Raw genomic sequence first — 23,267 nt, 5'->3', positions numbered from 1 at the left:
GCCATGCCTCAGGCACTGGGCAGGTCGCTGCGCCAACGCCACCTGACGATGATCTCCATCGGGGGAGTGATCGGCGCCGGGCTGTTCGTGGCGTCCGGCTCGGCGATCCACAAGGTCGGCCCCGGCGTCATCGTCAGCTACGCGATCACCGGCCTGATCGTCGTGTTCATCATGCGCATGCTCGGCGAGCTGGCCGCCAACGACCCGGACAGCGGCTCCTTCTCGGCCTACGCGGAGAAGACGTTCGGGCCGCGCGCCGGGTTCATCATCGGCTGGCTGTACTGGTGGTACTGGCTCGGCGTGATCGCGCTCGAGGACGCGGCCGGGGCCAGGCTCGTGCACGCCTGGCTGCCCGCGCTGCCGCAGTGGTTCTACGCGCTGGTCATCCTGGTCGCGCTCACCGCGTCGAACCTGGCGTCGGTCAGGTCGTTCGGCGAGTTCGAGTTCTGGTTCGCCACCATCAAGGTCGCCGCGATCGTCGCGTTCCTCGCCATCGGCGCGCTCGCCATCGTCGGGCTGCTCCCCGGCGCACGGCCGCCGGGCCTGTCCAACCTGGTCGGCGCCGGAGGCTTCCTGCCACACGGCCCCGGCGCGATCGTCGCCGGCATCCTGATCATCGTCGGCAGCTTCGTCGGCACCGAGATCGTCACCATCGCCGCCGCCGAGTCGCGCGAGCCGACCACCGCGCTGCGCAAGGCCATCCGGAGCGTGGTCTGGCGGATCCTGCTGTTCTACATCGGCAGCATGGTCGTGGTGGTCACCCTGGTGCCGTGGAGCGCCGACGAGCTGGTCATCGGCCCGTTCGCCGCCGTCCTCAGCCACCTGCGCATCCCGGCGGCCGGCGAGATCATCACGCTGGTCGCGCTGACCGCCGTGCTCTCCGCCCTCAACTCCAGCATCTACACCGCCTCGCGGATGATGTTCTCCATCGCCCGCCGCGGCGGCGCCCCGGCGCTCTGCGGCCTCGCGACCCGCGCCGGCGTACCCCGCAACGCCGTTCTCACCGCCTCGGCGGTGGGCCTGGTCGCCGTCGTCTTCAACTACGTCGCCCCGGACACTGTGTTCCTGTTCATCCAGGAGTCCACCAGCACGCTCGCCCTGTTCGTCTACATCGGAATCGCGGTGACGCAGCTGTTCGCCCGCCGGCGATCGGCGGACCGCGGCGCCTCGCTGCGTGCCGAACGGGTCGCGATGTGGGGCTTCCCGTGGATCACCGTCCTGGTCATCCTCGCCCTGGTCGCCATCGTCATCGGAATGCTCTTCGACGCCTCCGCCCGCCTGCAGGTCATCCTCTCCCTGGCCGTAGCCGCCGCCGTCACCATCGGCGCCTACGCCAACCACCGGGGGGAGCGAACGCGCGAGCGGCTCATTCGCTGTTGACCAGGGCTCCGTTCCTGGCCACGATCCGTCCGGCCTTCATGACCAGGCCGCGCCTGGGCGGGCAGACCACGATCTCGCCGAGCGCCTCGCCGGGCAGCGCGACCAGGTCGGCGGGATCGCCGGCGCGCGGTTCGACCGACGGCAGCCCGAACGCCTCCCGGCCCAGGGTGGTCGCCATGTCGAGGGCGAACTCCAGGTCCTCGTCGCGGCGGAAGTAGCACTTGTACGCCATGAACATCGCCCTGGACAGGATGTCGCCGTCGCCCCATGGCGACCAGAGGCTGCGCGAGGAGTCCGAGCCGAGGCACATCGACACGCCGAGCCGGTGCAGCGTCCGCACGTCCGGCACCGGCAGCAGCCCGTGCACCCCGACGGCCACGGCGATGCCGGCGTCGGCCAGCGTGGTGCCCATCTCGTGCAGCCGCTCGGGCGTCGGGTCGGCGAGGCTGAACACGTCGCAGAGGCTGACCTTGCCGGCCATCCCCAGCGCCCTGGTGCGCTCGGCGATCCGGCGGATCAGCCACCAGCCCAGCTCGCCGTCCTCGTGCATGTGGAAGTCGACCGCGACGCCGTACCGCTCGGCCAGCCCGAAGACGATGTCGAGCTGCGCCAGCGCGTCGCCGTCGATGCCGGCGGGGTCCAGGCCGCCGACGGCGTCGACGCCGAGCTTGAGCGCCTCCTCCAGCAGCGCGTCGGTGCCCGGCCGGCGCAACAGGCCGAGCTGCGGGAACGCGACGATGCTCAGGTCGGTCAGACCGCGCATGTCCTCGCGGACCTCGAGCAGGCCCTCGATGCCGGACAGCCCGATCTCCGGCGCGACGTCGACGAACGTGCGGATCGTCGTGGAGCCGAACGCGACGCACTCGTCGAGGAACGCCCGGGCTCGCGTCGCGACGGGGGTCGTGGTGGCGGCCCACTGGGCGACGGTGTCCTCGAACATCTGCTCCATGGAGACCACCTCGGAGGTCCGCCGCACCCACGGCTCGCCCCAGAGCGACTTGTCGGCGTGGCAGTGCCCGTCGACGAACCCCGGCAGCACGATCTGCCCGCCGAGGTCCACCACCCGGTCACCGGGTTGCGGCGCGGGCGGCAGGTCGGTCACCGACTCGACCACGCCGTCCCGCACGGCGATCGTGCCCGCCTGCTCGGCGCCGTTCACCCGGGCGTTCGTCAGAAGGATGCGCGACATCATCGAACCTCTCGTCGACATGGTTGGGTGGTCAGCAGGCTGGCCAGCACGCCGAGGACGACGAAGCCCCCGGAACACCACACCGCCGCCTGGAGCGCGGCAAAGCTCGGCGGGCCGTCGCCGGCCAGAGCGGAGACCATGTTGGCCGCCACCGCGATGCCCAGCGAGGCGCCCAGCCCGAAGCAGGCGCCGTTGATGCCCGGCACCGAGCCCGGCTTGTCGGCGGGCGCGGCCTCCACCGACAGGCCGGTCAGCGCGGTCTGGCTGTAACCGGTGAAGGTGATCCCGAACGCCGCCAACGCCAGGCCCGCGACCCACGGCGACCCCGCGAACAGCGCCAGCGGGACGAACGCGACGGCGGTGCCGACCGCGCCGATCCGCACCGAACGCAGCCAGCCGACCCTCGGCCCGAAGTGCCCGGCGATCGGCGCGGCGATCACGCCGAGCAGCGAGGCGGGCGTCAGGAACAGCAGCGCCGACGCGGTCGCCGACAGCCCGTACCCGCCCGACGCCTGGGTCAGCAGCGGGATCGTGAAGTTCAGCATGCCGAACACACCGGCGAGCAGGAACGTCGTGGTCGCCAGCAGCGGCCAGACCTGGCGCGAGGCCAGCGACGCGGTGTCGATCACGGGATTGCGGACGCGCTTCTCGACGACCGGGAACGCGACGAGCCCGAGCACCCCGACGGCCAGCAGGGCGAGGGTGAACGGGGACGACCAGCCCCACGCCGCGCCCTGGTTGAGCGCGAGCAGCAGACCGCTGAGCCCGACCCCCAGGCAGGCCGCGCCCGCCCAGTCCATCGTGCCGCCGCCGTTCGCGCGCGTGTCCGGCACCCGCAGGTACACCGCGACCAGCGCGATCACGGTGACCACCAAGGTGGCCACGAAGATCCCCCGGAAGCCGATGTGGTCGGCCACCCAGCCGGCGATGATCACGTCGATGCCGGCGATGCCGCCCCCGACGGCGGTGACGATGCCGATGCCGCGCCCGAACCGCTCCGGCGACAGCGTCTCGCGCATGATCAGATACGCCAGCGTGTACGTGGCCGCGGAGATGCCTTGCAGCGACCGCCCGATGAGGAACACGGTGATGTTCGGCGCGAGCACGCAGGCCGCCTCGCCCACGATCAGCACGGTCACCGCGAACAACAGCAGCCGGCGCCGTCCCAGGTAGTCGCTCAGTCGCGCGATGGTCACCTGACCCACGGCCGCGAGCAGGAAGAACAGCGTCTGGGAGAGGCCGACCAGGCCGCTGGTCGTGTGCAGCCGGTCCGCCACGTCGGGCAGCGCCGGCGCCAGCATCGTGGAGTTGATGTCGAACGCCGCGACGGCCAGCACCAGGGCCAGGACCAGCCCGCCGCCCTCCCGCGTCGACGACCCGGTGGTGGACGCCTGGGGAACCGCCATCTCAGAGCCTCCACCTCGATGTGGACCGAGCTTGTCTGACAAGTAGCACCGACCGGGCCGATGATGGTCTACGATTGGCACGCTGGTCAAGGCTTGATGTCCTACACCGCCGCCGCAGCTTGTCTGACAGCATCACGTCAAAGGGGGAGAGATGCCGGTCCAGGGACCGCGACGGCGACCCGTCGTCGACCTCTACGAGCGGATCGTGGACGGCATCCGCGCGGGGACCTATCCGCTCGGCTCCACGCTGCCCACCGAGCCGGCGCTCGCCGCCGCGCTCGGGGTCAGCCGGCCGGCCCTGCGGGAGGCGTTGATCCTGCTCCAGGAGGACGGTGTGATCACCGTCCGGCGCGGCGTGGGCCGGACCGTCAGCACCGGGGCGCTGCGTCGCGGCTTCGAACGGCTGCAGCCGCTCGAACAGCTGCTCGGCGGCGACACCAGCAAGGTCCGACCGCTCCAGCGCGGGGTGGAGGAGCCCACCGACCTGGTCCTGCGCCACCTGCCGGTGCCGGCCAGCCGCGAGGTCAGGTTCTGGGAGAGCGTGGTGGACGCCGACGGCGTGCCCGCCTGCCTCGCCGAGGAGTGGAGCCTGCACGACGACGCGCTCGCCGGCGTCGACCCCGACCTGCCTCGGATCCTGGACGACGCGGAGTCGGCGCCGCACACCATGCTGCACGCGATCGTGACGAACCTGCCGGGGCTGCCGCTGCGCGCTACCAGCATGCTGACGGCCACCATCCTGGGCAGCCGCCGGGGCACGACGTTCGGCCGGCCCCCGGACACGCCCGTCGTCCTCGCCACCCAGGTCGTCACGGCCGGGGACACCCCGGTGCTGACGGCGAAGTACCTGTTCCCCAGCGGCGCCCCGGCCGTCCTGGTGCGCCAGGCCCGCTGACGCGCACCCGGGCAACCCGTGAGTGGCTGGGGCCGCTATGACGGCCCTAGCCACTCACGGGTTGGGCCGGCACGATGGTGGCCATGCGGGTGGTGTCGCTGCTGCCGTCCGCGACGGAGATCGTCTACGCGTTGGGTGTGGACTCCGAGCTGGTCGGGGTCACGTTCGAGTGTGACGAGCCGGCGTCGGCGCGGCTGGACAAGGCGGTCGTGGTCGGCGGCGGGGACACCCGTGGGATGAGCCCCGGCGAGATCGACGAGTACGTCAGGACGCGGCTGGCCGCCGGCGCCGACCTCTACACGTTGCACGCCGACGCCCTCGCCGGGCTGGACCCACAGCTGATCCTGGCTCAGGACCTGTGCCGGGTGTGCGCGCTGCCGTCGGACCGGGTCACCGACGCGCTGAGCTACCTCGGCTGCGACGCCGAGGTGTTGTCGCTCGATCCACACACCCTCGACGAGGTGCTGGACACCATCCGCGCGGTGGGATCCGCCACCGGGGTGCCGGACCGGGCCGAGGCGCTGGTGGCGAGCCTGGCCGAGCGGCTGGCGGCGGTGACCGAGGCGGTCGCCGGGCGGACCCGGCCACGGGTCGCGGTGCTGGAGTGGACCGACCCACCGTTCACCGCCGGGCACTGGATCCCCGATCTGGTCGTCCGCGCCGGGGGCGAACCGGTCGCCGCGCGCCCCGGCGACCGTTCGGAGCGGACCACCTGGCGGGAGTTCACCTCCGCGGCGCCGGATGTCGTGCTCGTCGCGCCTTGTGGGTTCCGCCTCGACGGCGCGGCCGAGCAGGCCCGAGCGGTCGCTGGACGGTTCCCCGACGCCGAGGTGTGGGCGATCGACGCCGACGCGATAGTGGTGCGCCCCGGTCCCCGCCTGGTCGACGGCGTCGAGGCGATCGCGGCGATCTTGCACCCCGGCGCCGTGCGGGACCCGCCCGAGGGCTCCATCCGTCGAGTGGCCTAGCCGCGCTGGGCGGCGAGGGCGGCGTCGACCTCGGTTTCGAACTCCTCGTGCAGGTACGGGCAGTCGCGGATGGGGTCGCGACCGGGGCATTGGAGGAGGTGCTCCAAGGTCCGGTGGGCGGCCTGCATCTCCTCGATCCGGCGTCGAAGCTCCCCGGCGGACGAGCGCAGGACGTCGTGCCAGGCCGGCCCCCTGGAGAGCAGCGCCGCCGTGTCGGCGAGGCTGACCATGCCCTGCCGATGCAGCCGGTGGATGAGCGCAAGCCGGCGTAGCTCCACGCGGTCGTAGTAGCGGACGTTTCCCCTGCGCTCGGCGGGCTTCAACAGGCCGATCCGGTCGTAGTAGCGCAGGGCGGACACGCGCATGCCGAAGCGTCGGGCCACGAAGCTGATCGAGAAACGCCGGTCTGTCACATCGCCCATTGAACTGAAGTCGGCTTCAGCGTGCACGATCCGGGCATGAGCGACACGCATGACGTCCCGGTGCTGGTGGTGGGTGGCGGGCCGGTCGGGTTGTCCACGGCGTTCTTCCTGGCCACGCAGGGGGTTCGGCCGCTCGTCGTGGAACGGCGCGGTGGCACCGGGCAGCACCCGAGGGCGAACTCCAGCGCGCGCACGGTCGAGCTGTTCCGTGCCGGGGGGTTGGCGGGCGACTTGGACCGCGTCGGGTGGCGGCCGCGCAACCCTTACCTGTGGGTGCTCAAGGACCGCGGCGTGGGCGACGTGCTCGACCGGAGCCGGCTGCCCGCGCGCTTCGTCGAGCGGGTGATGTCCTGCACCCCGGCTCCGCGCCTGATGGTGACCAGCGACCGGATCGAGCGGCTGCTCCTGTCGGAGATCCTCGCTCGCGGTGGTGAGGTGCGCTTCGACACGGACCTGGTCGGCGTCGACGCCGACGACCGGCGGGTTCGGGCCACGCTGGTCGACGCCGGCGGCGAACGCCGCGAGATCACCTGCGCCTACCTCGTCGCCGCGGACGGCGCCAACAGCACGGTCCGCTCCCGGCTCGGGCTCACCATGCCCGACCGCGAGGTGGCCGGGACCGTGCACACCGCGTTCTACCGCGCCAGCATCGCCGACCCGCGCTACGAACGGGAGGCCCGGTTCTGTTTCGTACGCAACGACGACGTGTACGCGGCGATCGGTTCGCTCAACGGCGACGACCTGTGGACGACGCACATCATGAGCTACCCCGGCAAGCCGGAACATCCCGAGCCGCTGACCCGCGAGCGGACCGTCCGGCTGGTGCGTGCCGCGATCGGGGACCCGGCGGTGTCGATCGAGCTGCTCGCGGCGAACACCTGGGAGGCGACGCTCGGCATCGCGTCCGCGTTCCGGCGGGGCCGGGTGTTCCTCGCCGGCGACGCCGCGCACGTCCAGACCTCCGCCGGGGGCCTCGGGATGAACACCGGCATCCAGGACGGCCACAACCTGGCCTGGAAGCTCGCGGCCGTGCTGCGCGGCCACGCCGGACCCGCGTTGCTGGACAGCTACGAGGCCGAGCGGCGGCTGGCCGCGACGGCGTCCGTGGACATCTCCCGGGTGGGCACCCTCGGCGTGGGCATCGGCGCATCCGACCGGCCACGCCTGCACGCCCAGCTGGGGGAGTTCGAGGCCTACCTGCGCGCGATGATGTTCTACGGGTACCGCTCCTCGGCGGTCATCACCGGCGAACGGGATGACGACCTCGACGTCTACCGGGACGAGGCACGACCGGGTTACCGGATGCCGCACCACTGGCTGGTGTCCAACGGCACCCGGGTGTCCACCACCGACCTGGCCGGGCCGGACTGGCTGCTGCTCACCGGCCCGCAAGGACGGCAATGGCTGGGCGCTGCCTCGGCACTCGACGTCCCGGTGCGTGCCTACCAGGTTCTCGACGAGCCCGACGCCGACGCCCTCGGCGACCCGGAGCGAAGGTTCCTCGACCTCGCCGGGATCGGGCCAGACGGCGCGGTGCTGGTGCGGCCGGATGGGTTCGTCTGCTGGCGCGCCGCCACGCTCGACCCTCAAGGGCTCCCCGCCGTCCTCGGCCGGGTTCTCTCGCGGGACTCAGGAGACGCCGAGGACCACTGACGTCACCACCGTGAGCGCGATGACGGCCCAGCCGAGCGCGAGCACCTGCCGGCGGATCGACCGCGAAGACGGCAGCGGGCGGGAGCGCAGGGCGGTGAGGCGGCGCTGGCCGATCGCGTACGCGGCCGCGGCGATGACCAGCGCCATCACGGCGGGCAGCAGCCGCAGCGGGCCGTGGTAGTGCTCGATGTGGCGCAGCAGCAGCAGCGCCCCGCCGGTGAGGCTGCCCAGGGAGGTGCGGCTCCAGGCCAGGGCGGTTCGCTCGGGCTGCAGGCCGTCGGTGGCGTCGCGGCGCGGGGTCATCGGGAGACCAGCCCGGCGATGAGCAGGGCCAGCGCGAGCAGCGCGATCAGCATGAACCCGGCGGTGAGCACCCGGGGCACCCGCAGGCAGGGCAGCGGCAGGCCTCGGCGGATGGCGTGGTCCACCCGGGTCCAGCGGCGCAGGCCCGCGCCGGCGGCCACCAGGCTCATCAGCGCCAGCAGCCCGCCGAGCACGTCGCGCGCGCCGGCGACGGTGAACTCCGGGACGAGCTGGACGACGGCCACCGCACCGGCGAGCAGGGCCAGCGCGGTGCGCAGCCAGGCCAGGAAGGTCCGCTCGTTGGCCAGGGTGAACCGGTAGTCCGGCTCGAACTCCTCGTCGGTATCGGGCGTCACCGACCCACCACCGACAGCGGGAGCGGACGGCCGGCCAGCTTGCGGCGCGGCGCCGGCAACCCGGTGGCGATCCGGGACAGCTCCCGGGCGGACGCGGCGGCCGGCGAGCCGAGCACCACCGGCCGGCCGCGATCCCCGGCCTCGCGCAGCTCGACGTCCAGCGGGACCTGGCCGAGCAGCGGCACGCCGGCCTCCTCGGCCAGCAGCGCGCCGCCGCCGGAGCCGAAGACCGCATTGGCCTCGCCACAGCAGCCGCACACGGCCGCGCTCATGTTCTCCACCACGCCCGCGACCTGTCCGGAGACCATCCGCACCACCCGGGAGGCCACCGCGCGAGCGGCGAGCTGCGGGGTGGTGACCACCAGCAGCGCCGCGTCGGGCAGCAGTTCGAGCAGCGAGAGGGTGGCGTCACCGGTCCCCGGCGGCAGGTCCACGAACAGCGCGTCCAGCGTGCCCCAGTGGGTGTCGGTGACGAACTGCGACAGCGCCTTGTGCAGCATCGGCCCGCGCCAGACCACCGGGTCGTCCTCGCTGACGAAGAACCCGACGGACATCAGCGCCACCCCGTGCGCCGGCACCGGCAACATCCGCTGGCCGAGCACCACCGGGCCGCGCCGCACACCGAACAGCCTCGGTATGGAGTAGCCCCAGACGTCCGCGTCGAGCACGCCGACCCGCTGCCCGGAGGCGGCGAGCGCGGCGGCCAGGTTGGCGGTGACCGTGCTCTTGCCGACGCCGCCCTTGCCGCTGGCCACCGCGTAGATCGCCGGCCCGCCGCCGAGCCCGCCGCCGCCGAGCGACGGTGTGTCCGCCCGCAGCCGCTCGCCCAGCTCCGCTCGCTCCCGAGCCGGCATCGCCGCGAACGACACCTCGACGCCCCGGACCCCGTCCAGCCCCGACACCGCCGTCGTCACCGCCGACCGCAGCTCGTCGGTGTGCGGGCAGCTCGCGGTGGTCAGCCGCACCTCCACCCGCACCCGGCCGCGCCGGACCCGCACGTCCCCGAGCATGCCCAGCTCGCACAGCGGTCGTCCCAGCTCCGGATCGCGCACGGCGTCCAGCGCTTGATGGACCCGAGCCACGTCGACGTCCGCGTGCCTGGTCAACATGGGTCGACCCGGAACGCGCGGCGCCGGGGCTTGACCGGGCGCATCATGAACTCCGGCCGCCGCTGCCCGCCCGGCCCGAGGGTGGCGCGGGCCTTGGCCAGCCACTCCCGGTACACCTCGGTGGAGCGGCGCGCGTCGACGTACACGTCGCCGTACCTGTCCTCGGGACGCGCCCGCTCCATCCGCACCTTCTGCAGCCAGCAGTGCATGCCGGACAGCGGGTCGGGCTGCACACCGAACGCGAGGTTCTGGTGCACGCCCGGGTCGGTCCACCAGATCCGCTCCGAGTCCGGGTCGTCGGAGCTGAACGGCGCGATGCCGCCCCGGTAGCGCAGCAGCCACGAGTCCGGCCCGTCCGGATGCGAGATGTCCACCAGGCCCTGCGCCCACCGGCTGCCCTCGGTGTCGTGCAGCCGCCAGCGGCCCATGTGGTGCGACAGCGCGCACACCCCCGGCCGGATGCCCTCGGTGACCCACACCCTGGCCACCAGGTACCCGATCGACGTGCCCAGCCGAACCAGGTCACCGGTGCTCACTCCGTGCCGGCTCGCGTCGCGGGAGTTGAGCCACAGCGGGTGCGAGTTGGAGATCTCGTTGAGGTACTTCGCGTTCCCCGACCGGGTGTGGATCAGCGTGGGCAGCCGGAACGTCGGCACCAGCACCAGGTCGCCGGCCGCCAGGTCGATCTCCGAGCGGGCCACGTGCGAGCGGATGTAGCCCGGCGTGGCGTGCTCGGCCCAGCCCCAGTCCCGCATCGCCGTGGAGTAGACCTCCAGCTTGCGCGACGGCGTGAGCCAGCCCGCGGTCGCGGTGCCGTCCTCGTGCCGCACGCCCACCGCGCCGGCCTCGCCGATCAACGGCGGGACGGAGTCGGCATCGACCGGCTTGCGCAGCACGCCCTCGGCGTCCGGCGAGGCGCCGTCCAGCTCGGCGGGGGCGAGCGGGCGCTCGTCCGCCCGGTACACATCGGTGGCCACCTCGACCACGCCGTACTTGCGCATGTACCCCAGCGGCGTCATGTCCTCGGCCGCCGCCTTCTCGGCCAGCCCCGGCACCCGGTTCTCGAAGACCCACCGGTAGTACTCGTCGACGGTGATCTTCTCGCCGGCCCGGTACGGGGACTCGAAGTGCCGCCTGATGCCCAGCGAGCCGTCCGGGTCGATGCGCCAGGACAGCTCGAACCAGAACTCGTTCTCCTCCCACACCTCGCCGGGGTTGGCGTCGCGGGTGTCGCCGACCGGCATGCCCAGCTTCTCCATCGCCACCCGGCGCACCGGTTGGCGGAACCCCAGCCACTTGGCCGCGTGCGTCTCGTAGGAGTGCGTGTCGTGCCGCTCCACCGAGTGCCCCATCGGCAGCACGTAGTCGGCGAACTCGGCGGTCTCCGACCAGGTCGGGGTGAGCGCCACGTGCAGCCCCACCTGGTCGGGGTCGGACAGCGCGCGCATCCAGGCGAACCCGTCTGGGTAGGTCCAGATCGGGTTGAACACCCGGGAGAAGTACACGTCCACCCGGCCCCTGCCCTCGGCCAACATATGCGGCAGCAGGATCGACATCTCGTTGCACGACATCGGGTACTCCGCCGGCCAGGCCAGCGGGTTCCAGTGGTCGTGCGCGGGCACGTCCGGTCCGTGCGGGATGAACTTGTTCCATCCGTTCGGGCTGGTCCCGCCCTTCGCGCCGATCGAGCCGGTGAGCGCGAGGACGAACCAGAGCGCCCGCGACACCTGCCAGCCGCCCAGGTTGCCGGCGGCGGCCGAGCGCCAGATGTGCGCGGCCAGCCGGCCGTCGCAGCCCGCGACCAGCCGGGCGATCTCCTCGATCTTCTCGGCCGGGACCTGCGACTCCTCGGCGGCGAACGCGAAGGTGTACGGCGCGTAGTCCGCCTCCAACGCATCCAGGAACGACTCGAAGGTCGGCTCGGCGTCCGGGTGCAGCTCGGCCAGGTAGGTCCGCCAGTTGAACCAGCGCCGCAGGTAGGGCTCGTCGATGCGGCGGGTGCGCAGCAGGTACGACGCGATGGCCAGCAGGATCGCCGCCTCGCTGCCCGGCCAGGGCGCCAGCCAGGCGTCCGCGTGCGAGGCGGTGTTGGACATCCGAGGGTCGACGACCACCAGCTTCGCGCCGGCCTGCTTGCCCTCCAGGATCCGCTGGGCGTGCGGGTTGAAGTAGTGCCCGGTCTCCAGGTGCGAGGAGAACAGCAGGATGACCTTGGCGTTGGCGTGGTCGGGGGAGGGCCTGTCGAAGCCACCCCACAGCGTCTGGCCGAACCGCGCCCCCGAGGAGCACACGTTGGTGTGGCTGTTGTGCCCGTCGATGCCCCAGGCCTGCAGGAACCGCTCGGCGAAGCCGTCCTCGCCGGGCCGGCCGACGTGGTACATGACCTCCTCGTGGCGCCCGTCCAGGATCGCGGTACGGATCCGGCCGGCGATGTCGTCGAGGGCGTCGTCCCAGCTCACCCGCTCCCACTCGCCGCCGCCGCGCTCACCGGTGCGGCGCAGCGGGTGCAGGACCCGCTCCGGGTCGTCGACCTGGTTGATGGTGGCCGGGCCCTTGGCGCAGTTGCGGCCGCGCGAGCCGGGGTGCGCCGGGTTGCCCTCCACCTTCTTGATCGACAGGTCGTCCTTGTCCACGTAGGCCAGCAGCCCGCAGGCGGACTCGCAGTTGAAGCAGGTGGTCGGCACCAGCAGGTAGGAGTGCGGGACCTTGCGGGGGTGTGCCTTGGCGTCGTACTCGACGTGGTGGTCCCAGGTCTCCGGCGGCGGGTAGTTGCGCAGGTGCTCGTGGGTGCGGGCGCCGGGCAGCGCGGGGCGTTCGGGAACTGTGCGGGTCATCGGATCGGGTCTCCCGTGGTGGTGGGCGCGGGGGCGGTTACGACAGCGGGACGTCCTGGCCGGCGCGGACGAACACCGACTCGTAGGCCAGCAGGGCGGCCTGCACGGCGATCCCGGCCACCACGGCCGGCACGCCGCCGCCCAGCGGAGCCAGCACCGCGGCGGCGACCACCGGGGCGACCGCGCCGAGCCAGAACGTCCGCGCGTACCGCCCGTGGGTGATCATGTGAGCGGCCGAGGCGGCGTGGCGGCCGCCGTGCCGGCCCCCGTACTCCAGCACCAGCATCAGCCCGTGCACCACCGTGGCCACCGCCAGCGCGCCGACCACCAGGCCGTTGCCACCGCCGCCGCACAACACCAGCGCGCCCGCCCCGACCATCACGGCCTGGACGATCAGATGCCAGAACAGCAGCGGCGACTGCCACAGGTCGCGCCCCTCGGCCTGGCCGAACAGGAACCCGGTGTACCCGGCGACCATCGCCCCGGCCGGCACGCCCAGCACGGCCAGCACCGTCAACGCGGTGTCGGCAGAGGTGATCACACCGGCCTCCACCGCGATCCCCAGCACCAGCCACACGCCGGCGACCAGCGAGAACCCGGCGAGCGTGTACGCGCCGAGCACCAGCCAGGACCGGAAGTTGGGCTTGAGGAAGATGTAGAGGAACCGCTCCGGCCGCTTGAGGTCCCAGACCAGCAGCGCCCCGGTGACCGCCGCCCCCGCCACGCCGAGCGCCGGGGCCACGACCGTGCCCAGCACCCCGAGGTCGACACCCACCAGCGCCGCGAGCGCCGCGACCAGCAGCGCGCCGCCGCCCACCGCCTTGGTCCACAGGTACGTGGTCACCCGCCAGCCCCAGGGTCGGGGGTGCGGCGTGTTCAGCGTGGTGCGCGCCCCGGTGACCGGGTCCACCGGCAGGTCCGCGCTGACCTCCGCCCGGTGCGGGTCGGGGGAGGAGAACAGGTAGCTGCCGTCCACCGGCGCGGCCAGCGGGTCCAGCACGGCACGGTCCGCGCCGAGGTAGAAGACGTTCGGGCCGGTGTTCTGCTCGGGCGCGCGCACCGACACCGGGTTCGAGTTGACCAGCCGGGAGATCCCGCTGTCCGGGTCGTCCAGGTCGCCCACCCAGATCGAGTGCGTCGGGCAGACCACCACGCACGCCGGCTCCAGGTCCTCGTCGACCCGGTGCGCGCAGAAGTTGCACTTGGCGGCGGTGTGGGTGTTCTCGTCGATGTAGATCGCGTCGTACGGGCAGCCCTGCATGCAGCTCTTGCAGCCGATGCACCGCTCGCCGTCGAAGTCGACGATGCCGTCGTCGCGCTTGAACAGCGCCTGGGTCGGGCAGATCGCCACGCACGGGGCGTCGGTGCAATGGTTGCAGCGCATCACCCCGAAATCGCGCGTGTTGTTCGGAAAGGTGCCCTGGTCGACGTACTTGACCCAGGTGCGGAACTGGCCGACCGGCACCTCGTGCTCGGTCTTGCAGGCCACCGTGCACGCGTGGCACCCGATGCACGTTCTCTGGTCGATCGCGAAGCCGTAGCGCACGCGATTACGCTAGGTCCGAATACCCGGTCGGCGGAACTAACTCCCGTTTTGGGGTGCCTAAGCGCGCCCTAGGACGCCGTCTATTCGCGCGGTCTCGGGAAGGGCGAGTACGCAGAACACGCCGAGCACGCCGAACGCGGACATCAGCAGGCCGACGGCGAAGCTGCCGTAGGCGGCGACCAGCGCGGCGGCCAGCACCGGGGGCACCGCGCCGCCGACGATGGTGGCCAGGTTGTAGCTCAGGCCGGCGGCCGTGTACCGGTGGCCGGTGGCGAACAGCTCCGCCACGTACGCGGCGGCCGGGCCGAGGCTCGCGCCGCCCACGACGAGCAGCAGGCACAGCGCGAGCCCGACCAGCGCCACCCGGCCGGTGTCGATGATCGGGAACGCCGCCGCGCCGACGACGATCGCCCCGATGTTCCCGCCGAGCACCATCCGCCGCCGGCCCACCCGGTCGGACGCCCACGCGCCGGCCGCCGTCGCGGCGGCCAGCACGACACCGCCGATCACGCCCAGCAGCAGCATCGTGCGGTTGGAAAGGCCCAGCGTGGCGGTGCCGTAGTTGGTCAGGTACACGGTGCCGATGTAGTTCAGCCCGAACGCGGCGCTCAGCGCGCCACCGCAGAGCAGGATCCGCCGCCAGTGCCGTGCCAGGGCCGTCAGCAGCGGCGCGCTGTCCCGCTGTCCACGGGCCAGCGCCTCGGCGAAGACCGGCGTCTCCGCGACCCGCAGCCGCGCGTACAGCCCGACCCCGACCAGCACCGCGCTGAGCAGGAACGGGATCCGCCACCCCCAGCTCAGGAACGCGGGCGGGCTCATCGCCACCCCGCTGACCAGGAACGTCAGGCTGGTCAGCCCGAACGCGGTGCCCGGCCCGAGCTGCGGGTACATGCCGTAGCGGCCCCGGCGCCCCTCCGGGGCGTGCTCCACCGCCAGCAGCGCGGCGCCGCCCCACTCGCCGCCCACCGCGACGCCCTGCAGCAGCCGCAGCAGCACCAGCACGACAGGGGCCGCGACGCCGATCACCGCCGCGCCCGGCAGCAGCCCCACCGCGACGGTGGACAGCCCCATGAGCAGCAGCGTGTAGATCAACGTGCGCTTGCGGCCCAGCCGGTCGCCGAGGTGGCCGAACAGCGCCGAACCCAGCGGCCGGGCCAGGAACGCCACCCCGAACGTGGCAAACGCCGCCACCGCGCCGGCCGCCGCCCCGAGCGCCGGGAAGAACACCGCGGGGAACACCAACGCCGCCGCCGTGCCGTAGATGAAGAAGTCGTAGAACTCCACCACCGTCCCGATGAACGAGACGAACCCGATCCGGCGCTCCGACGCACTGTCCCCCACGGTCATGACCCGTGATCATCGTGCCGTCGCGCCCCCGACCGCAACGCGACGTTCACGACACCGCCCGCCGCGCTCAGCCGTGCGGGATCTTGAATGGCGCGACGGAGCCGGCGTCCACCGGCAGGGTCACCCCCGTCACGTAGCGGGCCTCGTCGGAGGCCAGCCAGAGCACGGCGTTGCTGACCTCCGCCGCCTCGAGGTACGGAACGGGCAGCGCGTTGATCGACTTCATGATGGGCTCGGCGTCGCGCATGGTCGGGTTCTCGACGCCCGGCAGGAACAGGCCGGGGACCACGTCGTTGTTGACCATCGGGGTGTCCACGGTGGTGGGGTGCACGGAGTTGACCCGGATCGAGTGCGGGGCCAGCTCGACGGCGAGCGTGCGCATCAGCCCGACCAGGCCGTGCTTGGCGCTCGCGTAGTGCGCCAGGTTCGCGACGCCGCCCAGGCCAGCCACCGAGCTGGTCAGGATGATCGAGCCGCCGGTGCCGTGCTCGATCATGTGCGGGATCGCGGCCTTCGCCGTCCTCCACACGCCCGTCAGGTTGACGTCGATCATCTCCCGCCAGGCCTCGTCGGAGAGCTCCCAGGACCGGCCGAAGCCGAGGATGCCCGCGTTCGCGCAGACGATGTCGACGTGGCCGAACTCGGCGACCGCCTCGTCCACGATCGCGCGCAGCGCCGAGGAGTCGCGGACGTCGGCCCGGTGCGCGACGATCCGCCGGTCCCGGTCCTTGACCAACCCGACGGTGGTGGCCAGGTCCTCCTCGGTGGCGCCGCGGTACCGCACCGACGGGAGATCGGCGCAGATGTCCACCGCGACGATGTCCGCGCCCTCCTCGGCCAGCCGCACCGCGTGTGACCGCCCCTGCCCGCGCGCCGCGCCCGTTATCAGCGCAACCTTGCCTTCGACCCGACCCATGTCAATTTCCTCCGGCTCGTGAACGGGAATTCCCCACACAACTACCAGTCCCGACCGGGTCGAGTTATGCCAATGGGAACGCTCGGCGATGCCGGATCGGCAATTGGATTTCTATACGCGCATTTCGGCGACGGCGAGCACGTCGCGGTATTCCTGGCCGACGCGCCGCCCGTGCGCCCAGACCGCGCGCAGCGTCCGGCTCATGTCGCCTTGGACGTCGACGGCGACCAGCGTGCCCCGGCGCAGCTCGTCGGCCACCGCCAGCCCGCTGAGCACCGCCGGGCCCACCCCGGCCTCCACCGCCGCCTTGATCGCCGCGGTGGAGGACAGCTCCACCACCGGCTGCGCCACGTCCGGCTGGCCGTCCAGCACCGCCTCCACGGTGTCCCGGGTGCCGGAGCCGGGCTCGCGCTGCACCAACGGCGTGGCGGCCAGCTCGGGAAGCTCCACCGGCCGGCGCCGGGCGGCCCAGCGGTGCCCGGGATGCACCACCAGGGTGAGCCTGTCGTGCCCGACCACCCGGCAGTCCAGGCCCGGCGGCACCACCGGGCACTCCACAAAGCCCAGCCCGACCTCGCCGGCCACCACCAGCCGGCCTACCTCCGTCGAGTTCACCACCCGCAGCGCCACCGTCGCGGTGGGTTGGCGAGCCCGCAGGTCGATCAGCCAGCGGGGCACCAGGTACTCCGCCACGGTCAAGCTGGCCGCCACCCGCAGCCGCCCGGCGTGGTCGGAGCGCAGCGCCTCCACCCCCGCGTCCAGCGTGGCCGCCGCGCTCACCACGTCACGCGCCCAGTCCGCCACCATCGCCCCGTCCGCCGTGAGCCGCGACCCCAGCGCGGACCGCTCGATCAGCGACAGCCCGAGCAGGCCCTCCAGGTGGCGGATGCGCGAGCCGGCGGCCGGCTGCGAGATGCCGTGCTCCTGGGCGGCCCGGCCCAGGCTGCCCAGCTGGGCAACGCTGAGCAGCAGGTCGAGCGCCCCGATGTCCGGCACTCTCGGAGACAGCGGCATGGGACGGGACACTACCTCCGCCCGCCCGGGGTCAGCCCGTCGGCGAACGCCGCGTCCGGACCTGGTACGCGACCAGGATGACCGCCACCGTGAACAGGCTGAGGAAGAACTGCGAGCGGGTGTCCGGCAGGAACGCCATGGCCAGGATCACCGTGGCCATCGCCGCGATGGTGGCGTAGCTCAGCCACGGGAACAGCCACATCTTCAGCGGCAGCTCGGCGCCCCGGTCGGCCATCCGCCGCCGCATGGTGACCTGCGAGACCGCGATCATCAGGTACACGAACAGGGCCACCGCGCCGTACGAGTTGACGATGAACGCGAACACCACGTCCGGGGAGAAGAACGCGAAGATCACCGAGACGAAGCCGACCACGGTGCCGGCCAGGATCGCCCGCCTCGGCACCCCGGTCCGGCTGAGCCTGGTGAACCCGCGCGGCGCGTCGCCGTTGCGGGTCAGCGCGAACAGCATCCGCGACGCCGCGTACAGCGCGGAGTTCAGGCAGGACAGCACGGCGACCAGCACCACGCCGTTCATGATCGCCTCGACGCCCGGGACGCCCAGCGCGCCGAGCACCGCCGCGTACGGGCTCACCGCGATGGCGGGGGAGTCCCACGGCAGCACCGACACCACGATCAGCGTCGAGCCGATGTAGAACACCAGCACCCGCAGGATGATCGACCGCATCGCCCTGGCCACCGCCGCGCGCGGCTCCGACGACTCCGCCGCCGCGACCGTCACGATCTCCGCGCCGGTGTAGAAGCCGATGCACGGCACCACCCCGGCCAGGATCGCGCCGATGCCGAGCGGGGCGAACCCGCCGTGCCCGACCAGGTTGCCCAGCCCGCCCTGCGCGTTGGGCCACAGCCCGAGCAGGTACAGCGCGCCGAGCCCGAGGAACACCACGATCGCGCACACCTTGATCGAGGCGAACCAGTACTCGAACTCGCCGTAGGACCGCGCCGAGATCAGGTTGGTCCCGGTGAGCACCGCCATCAGCACCAGGCAGACGGCCCACAGCGGCACGTTCGGCAGCCACAGGTTGATGATCCGCCCGCCGGCCACCGCCTCCAGCGCCACCACGATGACGAAGAAGTACCAGTACATCCAGCCGACCACGAACCCCGCCCGGTTGCCCAGCGCCTCGCGGGCGTAGACGTAGAACGACCCCACCGCGGGTTTCGCCACCGCCATCTCGGCGAGCATCCGCATCACCAGCACCACGATCCCGCCCGCGACCAGGAACGACACCACCGTCGCCGGCCCGGTCGCGTGGATGACCACGCCGCTGCCCACGAACAGCCCAGCGCCGATGACGCCGCCGAGCGCTATCAGGTTCATGTGCCGGCGCTTGAGGCTCTGCCGCAGGCCGTCGGTCTGGGTTCCAGTGGTATCTGTGCTCAACATCGGCTCCTCTGTGCGCCGGCCGGCCCGACAGGCGGCGTCGCGGCGGGTCTCAGGCCGAACGGCCGTGTGGTGCGAGTCACCGTACGAGCCAACTGGACCGGCGACGAGGGCCAGTTTCGGATCGGGCAATGGGACCAACCCTCGCGCGGTCGGAACCGGTGCGTCGGTGACCGCGTTCAGGGAGCCAGGCCGCGGATCAGGGTGTGCGTGAGGTTGCGGTAGTGGCTGGCGGGGTCGGCGACGAACCCGATGCCGCGCAGTTCGAGGCTGACCGCTCCGTGGCAGCCGGCCCAGATCTGTTGGGCGAGCTCGTCGGGGTCGTCGGGCCTCAGGTCACCGGTGGCGATGCAGAGGCGGACGGCGTCGATGAGGCGATCGAACGTGGCTCGGGACGCGGAGATCGCGGTGGGCGAGGGGCTGAAGTCGGGGAACGGCAGGTCGAACATGAGTCGGTAGAGCCCGGGGTTGGCGATCGCGAACTCGCGATAGTGGGCCATCCCGGTGGCAAGGGCGCGAAGAGGTCGAGCGGGGTCGGGGGTGACGTTGATCGCCGTGCCGAGATCGGTGAAGCCCTGCTCGAGCAGGGCGTTGAGGATGCCTTCCTTGGAACCGAAGCGTTGGTAGACGCCCATGGGGGAGACCCCGGCGACGGCGGCGATGTCGCGGATGCCCAGGGCGGCGGGGCCGCCCTGGTCGAGCAGTTGCCGCCCGGCGCGCAGCAGCGCATCGCGGACAGCCACGCTCGGGGTTCGACGCCGGGCGGTGGGCGGCATGGACTCTCCTCGCTGGTCGGGTCGAGGATAGTTGGCGCCCGGCCGCGGCCGGGGGGTGCCGCGCGGGGACCGGCCGGATCAGGTCACGGTGGTGGATCGGCGGGACATCCGGCGGATGCTGTGTTTGACGATCCGGCCGCCGAGCCAGTCGATAGCGCGAACCGGCATGGTCACCAGGACGGTGGCGATGGTGGGCAGCAGGGCGAGGACGCGGCTGTAGGGCCGGGTGAAGCCGGGTCCGAACACCCGCCCGAACACCGACAGGCCCACGAAGCCTCGGATGAACAGGTCGGCCTGGTGGATGCGCCCCTCCGCATCGGGACGGATCAGGAAGACCCCGTCGACGCGATCACGACGCAGCCGAGCGTTGAAGGTGAGGGTGTAGGCGGTCTGGCCGGCGCATTCGTCGGTGACCGCCAGCTCGTGTGCCTCGCGCATGAAGATTCCCAGCGCCTGGCTGGACTCGTCGGGTCCTTCGAAGACGAACCCGCCCGAGGACAGGTACGGCGAGTGCATGGTGACCGTGGGGGCGAGCAGTGACCGGAAGCCGTCCAGGTCACGGTCCCGCAGGACCTGGTGAAAACGCCGGCCCAGCGTGACCACGTCGGTCCCCGACGCCGTGGCGGGCTCGCCGTCGCCGGGGCGTGTGGCCGGGGCGCTCTCGGTCACGACCGCGCTGTCGCTGGCCGCGCGGGGGCTGGGCAGGCGGTGGCTGGGCAGGCGCCGTGCCGTGGCGAGCCCCGCCGCGGAGAGGGCGCAGCTGGTGCCCGGCAGGCCGGAGCTGCCCCGAAGCGTGCCCCAGACCACCCGCGCCAGGGCGCGGGGCGCGAACAGTGCGCGAGGGTGGGCCATCATGGTGATCACGCTGAAGTAGCTGTCGGCAAGTGTGGGGTCGTGCACGGCCGCCCGCAGCAGGGTGTCGAGGTAACCCCGGACGAGCCGGGTTCCGGGGCGGGCTCGGGCACCGCTCGAGGTGACCCCGGGCCAGCGCAGGTCCTCGGTACTGGCCACCAACCAGGCCGGGGCGACGGTCCGGGCCAGGCGACGTTGAAACCCTCGGGCGAAGCGTGGGTCGCGGCCGTGGTCGTGGTCCGCCAGGCACTCGCGCAGGGTGAGCGCGTCCATCGCGGCCACGGTCATGCCCTGGCCGTAGATGGGGTTGAACGCGCAGGCCGCGTCGCCGGTCACGATGAACCCGCTCGGCCAGTCCGGCAGCCGCTCGTAGCGACGGATCCGGTTGGACGGCGTACGCCAGCCCCGGATCGGGGTGAGCGGGGCCGCCACGCGCAGCGCCTCGTACAGGCTCGGGTCCGGCAGCGCGCGGGCGTGCTCCAGGAAACCGGCCTCGTCGGTGGGAGCCTCGACGCCGGCGAGGCCCCCGAGCGTGACGTGCCAACGCCCGTCCTCGACATCTTGGATCAGCCCCGCGGCCGGGTTGTTCGGGGCCCGGCCATTGACGATCAACAGGTTGAACTCGGGCGGGAACGATGCGGGGCGGGCGTAGAAGCGGGACGCGTACGCCAACCTGGAAGTGATCAACTCTTCCGGTACCGAGGGGTAGCCCAGTTCGGCCAGCCACCGGGGCGCATGAGAGCCCCGCCCGCTGGCGTCCACCACCAGGTCCGCGGCGATCTCCTCCTCCCGCGAGCCCCGCCCCCGGCCGCCGGGGGCACGCCGGCGCACGCGCACCCCGGTCACCGAGCCCGCACCCGGCTCGCGGGCCAGCCCGACGACGTCGATCCCCTCGGCCACCGCAACCCCGTGGTCGGCGACCAGACTCCGGCGAAGGCACCACTCCAGCAGATACCGCGAGTACAGCTGCTGCTCCCCGACCTTCAGGCCACCTCCCAGCGGCAGCAACCCCGCCGGAGTCACGATCCGCACCCTGGACAACTCCGAGATCACCGCGGCGCCCCGCCCCCGCACCTCCCGGGCCAGCCCGGGGAACAACCCGGTGATGATCTCCGCTCCCCGAGGCTGCAGCCCGTGCACGTGATGTGACTGCGGCGCCCCGGCCCGATGATCCGGCGCGGCGGGGAAGCGGTCGCGATCGAGCACCGTCACCCTGCCGAAGCACTCGGACAGCACCCGCGCCGCCAGCAACCCGGCGATGCCCGAGCCCACCACGACCGCGTGCCGATCGGCGCCCGCCTGCTGCCCCACCGTCACACCCACCACAGCCTCCACGCCCACGACGCGACCGGAACCGACTATGGAACAGTGTTCTTTAATTGTGGTGCGGCGTCAACAACCGCGATGGGTCGGCGCGGTCAGGGCTGGATGGCCTTCTCCACGTCGGTGAGCATGCCGTCCACGCCGTGCACCAGCTCGGAGAGCACGTCCCGGTCGGCCACCAGCGGCGGCGAGACCATGATCATGGTGGCGCCCCGGTCGTCGCCCCGGAGCAGCACGCCGGTGCGGCGGAAGGCCTCCGGGAGCACCTGGCGCAGCACGGTCGCGGACTCGGCGTCGGTCAGCTCGCGGCCGCCGTCGCGGTCGGCCATCAGCTCGATCGCGTAGAAGAACCCGGTGCCGCGCACGTCCTTCACGCACCGGTGGGCGTCGCGCAGCGAGCGCAGCGCGTCGGACAGCGCCGGGCCCTCGGCCAGCACGTGCTCGGGCACGTGCTCGTCACGCATGGCACCGATGTTGGCCACCGCGACCGCCGTGGCCACCGGGTGGCCGCCCCAGGTGGAGCCGTGGGTGAACGTGCCACCCAGCGGGGAGTCGTACAGCTCGGCGACCAGCGGCTCGCGCACGATCACGCCGCCCAGCGGGGCGTATCCGGACGTGGACCCCTTGGCGAAGGTGATCAGGTCCGGCACCACGCCGGTCAGCCCGTACCCGAAGAAATGCCCGAGCCGGCCGAACGAGCAGATCACCTCGTCGGAGACCAGCAGGATGCCGTGCCTGTCGCACAGCTCGCGCAGCGCCGGCCAGTAGCCGTCCGGCGGGACCAGCGCCCCGCGCCCGTTCTGCACCGGCTCGGCGAACACCGCCGCGATGGTCTCCGGCCCCTCCTCCAGGATCGCCGCCTCGATCGCGCGGACGCAGTCCAGCTCAGCGGCGGGGCCGTGGTCGCCGGTCACGCCCAGGGTGTTGGGCACGTGCCGAACGCCCGGCAGCAGCGGCCCGAACGGCTCCTTGATCTTGGGCAGCCCGGTGACGGACAGCGCGCCCATGGTGGTGCCGTGGTAGGCCATCTCGCGGCTGATGATCTTCGTGCGGTCGGGTTCGCCCCGGCCTCGGTGGTACTGGCGGGCGAACTTCAGGGCCGTCTCGACCGCCTCCGAGCCGGAGTTGACGAAGAACGTGGTGCCCAGGTCGCCGGGGGCGAGGTCGGCGATGAGCTCGGCGGCCTCGATCGACGGCGGGTGCGCGGTGCCCCAGTTGGTGGCGTAGCCCAGCGCGGCGGCCTGCTCGCCCGCCGCCCGCGCGATGTCCGCCCGGCCGTGGCCCATGTTCACGCAGAACAGCCCGGCCAGGCCGTCGAGGTGGCGGCGGCCTTCGGTGTCGATCAGGTAGCAGCCCTCGCCGCGCACGAACACCGGGAACTCACCGGCCCAGGTGTCCTTGCGGGTGAAGTGCGGTCCGAGGTGTCGGCGAGCCGTCGCTCGCAGCTGCGTGGCGTCCATCACCCGACGATCGCAACCTCGCCGGTCGCGGCCCAGAGCCAGAACGCGCCCCATCCGCGGGGACCAGCCGTCACATTCGCCGGGCGGGATGAGTCAAGGAGGTGACGGAACCGACG

At 72.5% G+C, this 23,267-nt stretch carries 19 protein-coding genes; 4 read left to right on the top strand and 15 right to left on the bottom strand.

The window, feature by feature from the left end; genetic code table 11:
* Positions 1-3: 3 nt before the first annotated feature.
* Positions 4-1,380, top strand: a complete 1,377-nt coding sequence (locus N912_RS49905) for an amino acid permease (RefSeq protein WP_051579757.1) — start codon at positions 4-6, stop codon at positions 1,378-1,380.
* On the opposite strand, the gene N912_RS0106575 is transcribed toward N912_RS49905, so the two are convergent.
* Complete coding sequence (locus N912_RS0106575; protein ID WP_028921821.1) at positions 1,367-2,569, bottom strand: amidohydrolase; 1,203 nt, start codon at positions 2,567-2,569, stop codon at positions 1,367-1,369. The genes N912_RS49905 and N912_RS0106575 overlap by 14 nt on opposite strands.
* The gene (locus tag N912_RS49900; RefSeq protein WP_051579756.1) at positions 2,569-3,975 is read right to left on the bottom strand and encodes an MFS transporter; all 1,407 of its coding nucleotides are present in this window, start codon (positions 3,973-3,975) and stop codon (positions 2,569-2,571) included. The genes N912_RS0106575 and N912_RS49900 overlap by 1 nt, the downstream gene beginning before the upstream one ends.
* Positions 3,976-4,126: 151 nt before the next feature.
* Here N912_RS49900 and N912_RS0106565 point away from each other — a divergent pair, with 151 nt between their 5' ends.
* Both N912_RS0106565 and N912_RS0106560 read left to right on the top strand, forming a co-directional pair.
* Positions 4,127-4,870 (top strand): GntR family transcriptional regulator, encoded by a 744-nt coding sequence (locus N912_RS0106565; protein WP_028921820.1) that lies wholly within the window; start codon positions 4,127-4,129, stop codon positions 4,868-4,870.
* Between the two features lie 83 nt (positions 4,871-4,953).
* The gene (locus N912_RS0106560) at positions 4,954-5,838 is read left to right on the top strand and encodes an ABC transporter substrate-binding protein (RefSeq protein ID WP_037063667.1); all 885 of its coding nucleotides are present in this window, start codon (positions 4,954-4,956) and stop codon (positions 5,836-5,838) included.
* Here N912_RS0106560 and N912_RS0106555 read toward each other — a convergent pair.
* Positions 5,835-6,260 (bottom strand): MerR family transcriptional regulator, encoded by a 426-nt coding sequence (locus N912_RS0106555; protein WP_051579944.1) that lies wholly within the window; start codon positions 6,258-6,260, stop codon positions 5,835-5,837. The two genes, N912_RS0106560 and N912_RS0106555, sit on opposite strands and share 4 nt — an antisense overlap.
* 36 nt (positions 6,261-6,296) lie before the next feature.
* Between N912_RS0106555 and N912_RS0106550 the strand changes: the two genes are divergently transcribed.
* Positions 6,297-7,913, top strand: coding sequence for an FAD-dependent monooxygenase (locus tag N912_RS0106550; RefSeq protein ID WP_028921817.1), 1,617 nt, complete (start codon positions 6,297-6,299; stop codon positions 7,911-7,913).
* Here N912_RS0106550 and N912_RS0106545 read toward each other — a convergent pair.
* From N912_RS0106545 to N912_RS0106490, 12 genes are all read right to left on the bottom strand, one after another.
* Positions 7,890-8,216: a DUF202 domain-containing protein gene (locus tag N912_RS0106545; protein WP_028921816.1), complete on the bottom strand. Its 327-nt coding sequence runs from the start codon at positions 8,214-8,216 to the stop codon at positions 7,890-7,892. The two genes, N912_RS0106550 and N912_RS0106545, sit on opposite strands and share 24 nt — an antisense overlap.
* On the bottom strand, positions 8,213-8,572 hold the full coding sequence (locus N912_RS0106540) for a DUF202 domain-containing protein (protein ID WP_028921815.1): 360 nt from the start codon (positions 8,570-8,572) through the stop codon (positions 8,213-8,215). Before N912_RS0106540 ends, N912_RS0106545 begins: the two co-directional genes overlap by 4 nt.
* Positions 8,569-9,681 carry an Mrp/NBP35 family ATP-binding protein gene (locus N912_RS0106535; RefSeq protein WP_028921814.1) on the bottom strand — a complete coding sequence of 371 codons (1,113 nt, stop codon included), beginning with the start codon at positions 9,679-9,681 and terminating at the stop codon, positions 8,569-8,571. The genes N912_RS0106540 and N912_RS0106535 overlap by 4 nt, the downstream gene beginning before the upstream one ends.
* On the bottom strand, positions 9,675-12,515 hold the full coding sequence (locus N912_RS0106530; protein WP_028921813.1) for a molybdopterin-dependent oxidoreductase: 2,841 nt from the start codon (positions 12,513-12,515) through the stop codon (positions 9,675-9,677). The genes N912_RS0106535 and N912_RS0106530 overlap by 7 nt, the downstream gene beginning before the upstream one ends.
* A gap of 37 nt (positions 12,516-12,552) precedes the next feature.
* Positions 12,553-14,061, bottom strand: a complete 1,509-nt coding sequence (locus N912_RS0106525) for a 4Fe-4S dicluster domain-containing protein (RefSeq protein ID WP_028921812.1) — start codon at positions 14,059-14,061, stop codon at positions 12,553-12,555.
* Between the two features lie 57 nt (positions 14,062-14,118).
* On the bottom strand, positions 14,119-15,408 hold the full coding sequence (locus N912_RS0106520) for an MFS transporter (protein WP_028921811.1): 1,290 nt from the start codon (positions 15,406-15,408) through the stop codon (positions 14,119-14,121).
* A gap of 67 nt (positions 15,409-15,475) precedes the next feature.
* Complete coding sequence (locus N912_RS0106515) at positions 15,476-16,324, bottom strand: mycofactocin-coupled SDR family oxidoreductase (RefSeq protein WP_028921810.1); 849 nt, start codon at positions 16,322-16,324, stop codon at positions 15,476-15,478.
* Positions 16,325-16,435: 111 nt separating this feature from the next.
* The gene (locus N912_RS49895; protein WP_037062893.1) at positions 16,436-17,338 is read right to left on the bottom strand and encodes a LysR family transcriptional regulator; all 903 of its coding nucleotides are present in this window, start codon (positions 17,336-17,338) and stop codon (positions 16,436-16,438) included.
* Positions 17,339-17,369: 31 nt separating this feature from the next.
* Positions 17,370-18,677: an amino acid permease gene (locus tag N912_RS49890; RefSeq protein ID WP_037063665.1), complete on the bottom strand. Its 1,308-nt coding sequence runs from the start codon at positions 18,675-18,677 to the stop codon at positions 17,370-17,372.
* Between the two features lie 242 nt (positions 18,678-18,919).
* The gene (locus tag N912_RS0106500) at positions 18,920-19,516 is read right to left on the bottom strand and encodes a TetR/AcrR family transcriptional regulator (RefSeq protein ID WP_028921809.1); all 597 of its coding nucleotides are present in this window, start codon (positions 19,514-19,516) and stop codon (positions 18,920-18,922) included.
* 78 nt (positions 19,517-19,594) lie between these two features.
* Complete coding sequence (locus N912_RS49885) at positions 19,595-21,691, bottom strand: FAD-dependent oxidoreductase (protein ID WP_156993205.1); 2,097 nt, start codon at positions 21,689-21,691, stop codon at positions 19,595-19,597.
* A gap of 95 nt (positions 21,692-21,786) precedes the next feature.
* The gene (locus N912_RS0106490) at positions 21,787-23,151 is read right to left on the bottom strand and encodes an aspartate aminotransferase family protein (RefSeq protein WP_028921808.1); all 1,365 of its coding nucleotides are present in this window, start codon (positions 23,149-23,151) and stop codon (positions 21,787-21,789) included.
* Between the last annotated feature and the right edge of the window lie 116 nt (positions 23,152-23,267).

The sequence above is a fragment of the Actinospineispora acaciae DSM 45401 genome, from assembly GCF_000620785.1.
In the GTDB taxonomy this organism is placed as follows: Bacteria; Actinomycetota; Actinomycetes; order Mycobacteriales; family Pseudonocardiaceae; genus Pseudonocardia; species Pseudonocardia acaciae.
Note: the sequence above shows the minus strand (reverse complement) of the source record. Positions and strands in the feature narration are given on the sequence as shown.

Bases quoted from the DNA above. Each gene is read 5' to 3' on its own strand.
- N912_RS0106535 (WP_028921814.1), bottom strand. From the start codon at position 9,681: ATGTTGACCAGGCACGCGGACGTCGACGTGGCTCGGGTCCATCAAGCG.
- N912_RS0106560 (WP_037063667.1), top strand. From the start codon at position 4,954: ATGCGGGTGGTGTCGCTGCTGCCGTCCGCGACGGAGATCGTCTACGCG.
- N912_RS49895 (WP_037062893.1), bottom strand. From the start codon at position 17,338: ATGCCGCTGTCTCCGAGAGTGCCGGACATCGGGGCGCTCGACCTGCTG.
- N912_RS0106565 (WP_028921820.1), top strand. From the start codon at position 4,127: ATGCCGGTCCAGGGACCGCGACGGCGACCCGTCGTCGACCTCTACGAG.
- N912_RS0106550 (WP_028921817.1), top strand. From the start codon at position 6,297: ATGAGCGACACGCATGACGTCCCGGTGCTGGTGGTGGGTGGCGGGCCG.
- N912_RS0106520 (WP_028921811.1), bottom strand. From the start codon at position 15,408: ATGACCGTGGGGGACAGTGCGTCGGAGCGCCGGATCGGGTTCGTCTCG.
- N912_RS49890 (WP_037063665.1), bottom strand. From the start codon at position 18,677: ATGAACCTGATAGCGCTCGGCGGCGTCATCGGCGCTGGGCTGTTCGTG.
- N912_RS0106490 (WP_028921808.1), bottom strand. From the start codon at position 23,151: ATGGACGCCACGCAGCTGCGAGCGACGGCTCGCCGACACCTCGGACCG.
- N912_RS49905 (WP_051579757.1), top strand. From the start codon at position 4: ATGCCTCAGGCACTGGGCAGGTCGCTGCGCCAACGCCACCTGACGATG.
- N912_RS0106500 (WP_028921809.1), bottom strand. From the start codon at position 19,516: ATGCCGCCCACCGCCCGGCGTCGAACCCCGAGCGTGGCTGTCCGCGAT.
- N912_RS0106515 (WP_028921810.1), bottom strand. From the start codon at position 16,324: ATGGGTCGGGTCGAAGGCAAGGTTGCGCTGATAACGGGCGCGGCGCGC.
- N912_RS49900 (WP_051579756.1), bottom strand. From the start codon at position 3,975: ATGGCGGTTCCCCAGGCGTCCACCACCGGGTCGTCGACGCGGGAGGGC.
- N912_RS0106530 (WP_028921813.1), bottom strand. From the start codon at position 12,515: ATGACCCGCACAGTTCCCGAACGCCCCGCGCTGCCCGGCGCCCGCACC.
- N912_RS0106545 (WP_028921816.1), bottom strand. From the start codon at position 8,216: ATGACCCCGCGCCGCGACGCCACCGACGGCCTGCAGCCCGAGCGAACC.
- N912_RS0106575 (WP_028921821.1), bottom strand. From the start codon at position 2,569: ATGTCGCGCATCCTTCTGACGAACGCCCGGGTGAACGGCGCCGAGCAG.
- N912_RS0106555 (WP_051579944.1), bottom strand. From the start codon at position 6,260: ATGGGCGATGTGACAGACCGGCGTTTCTCGATCAGCTTCGTGGCCCGA.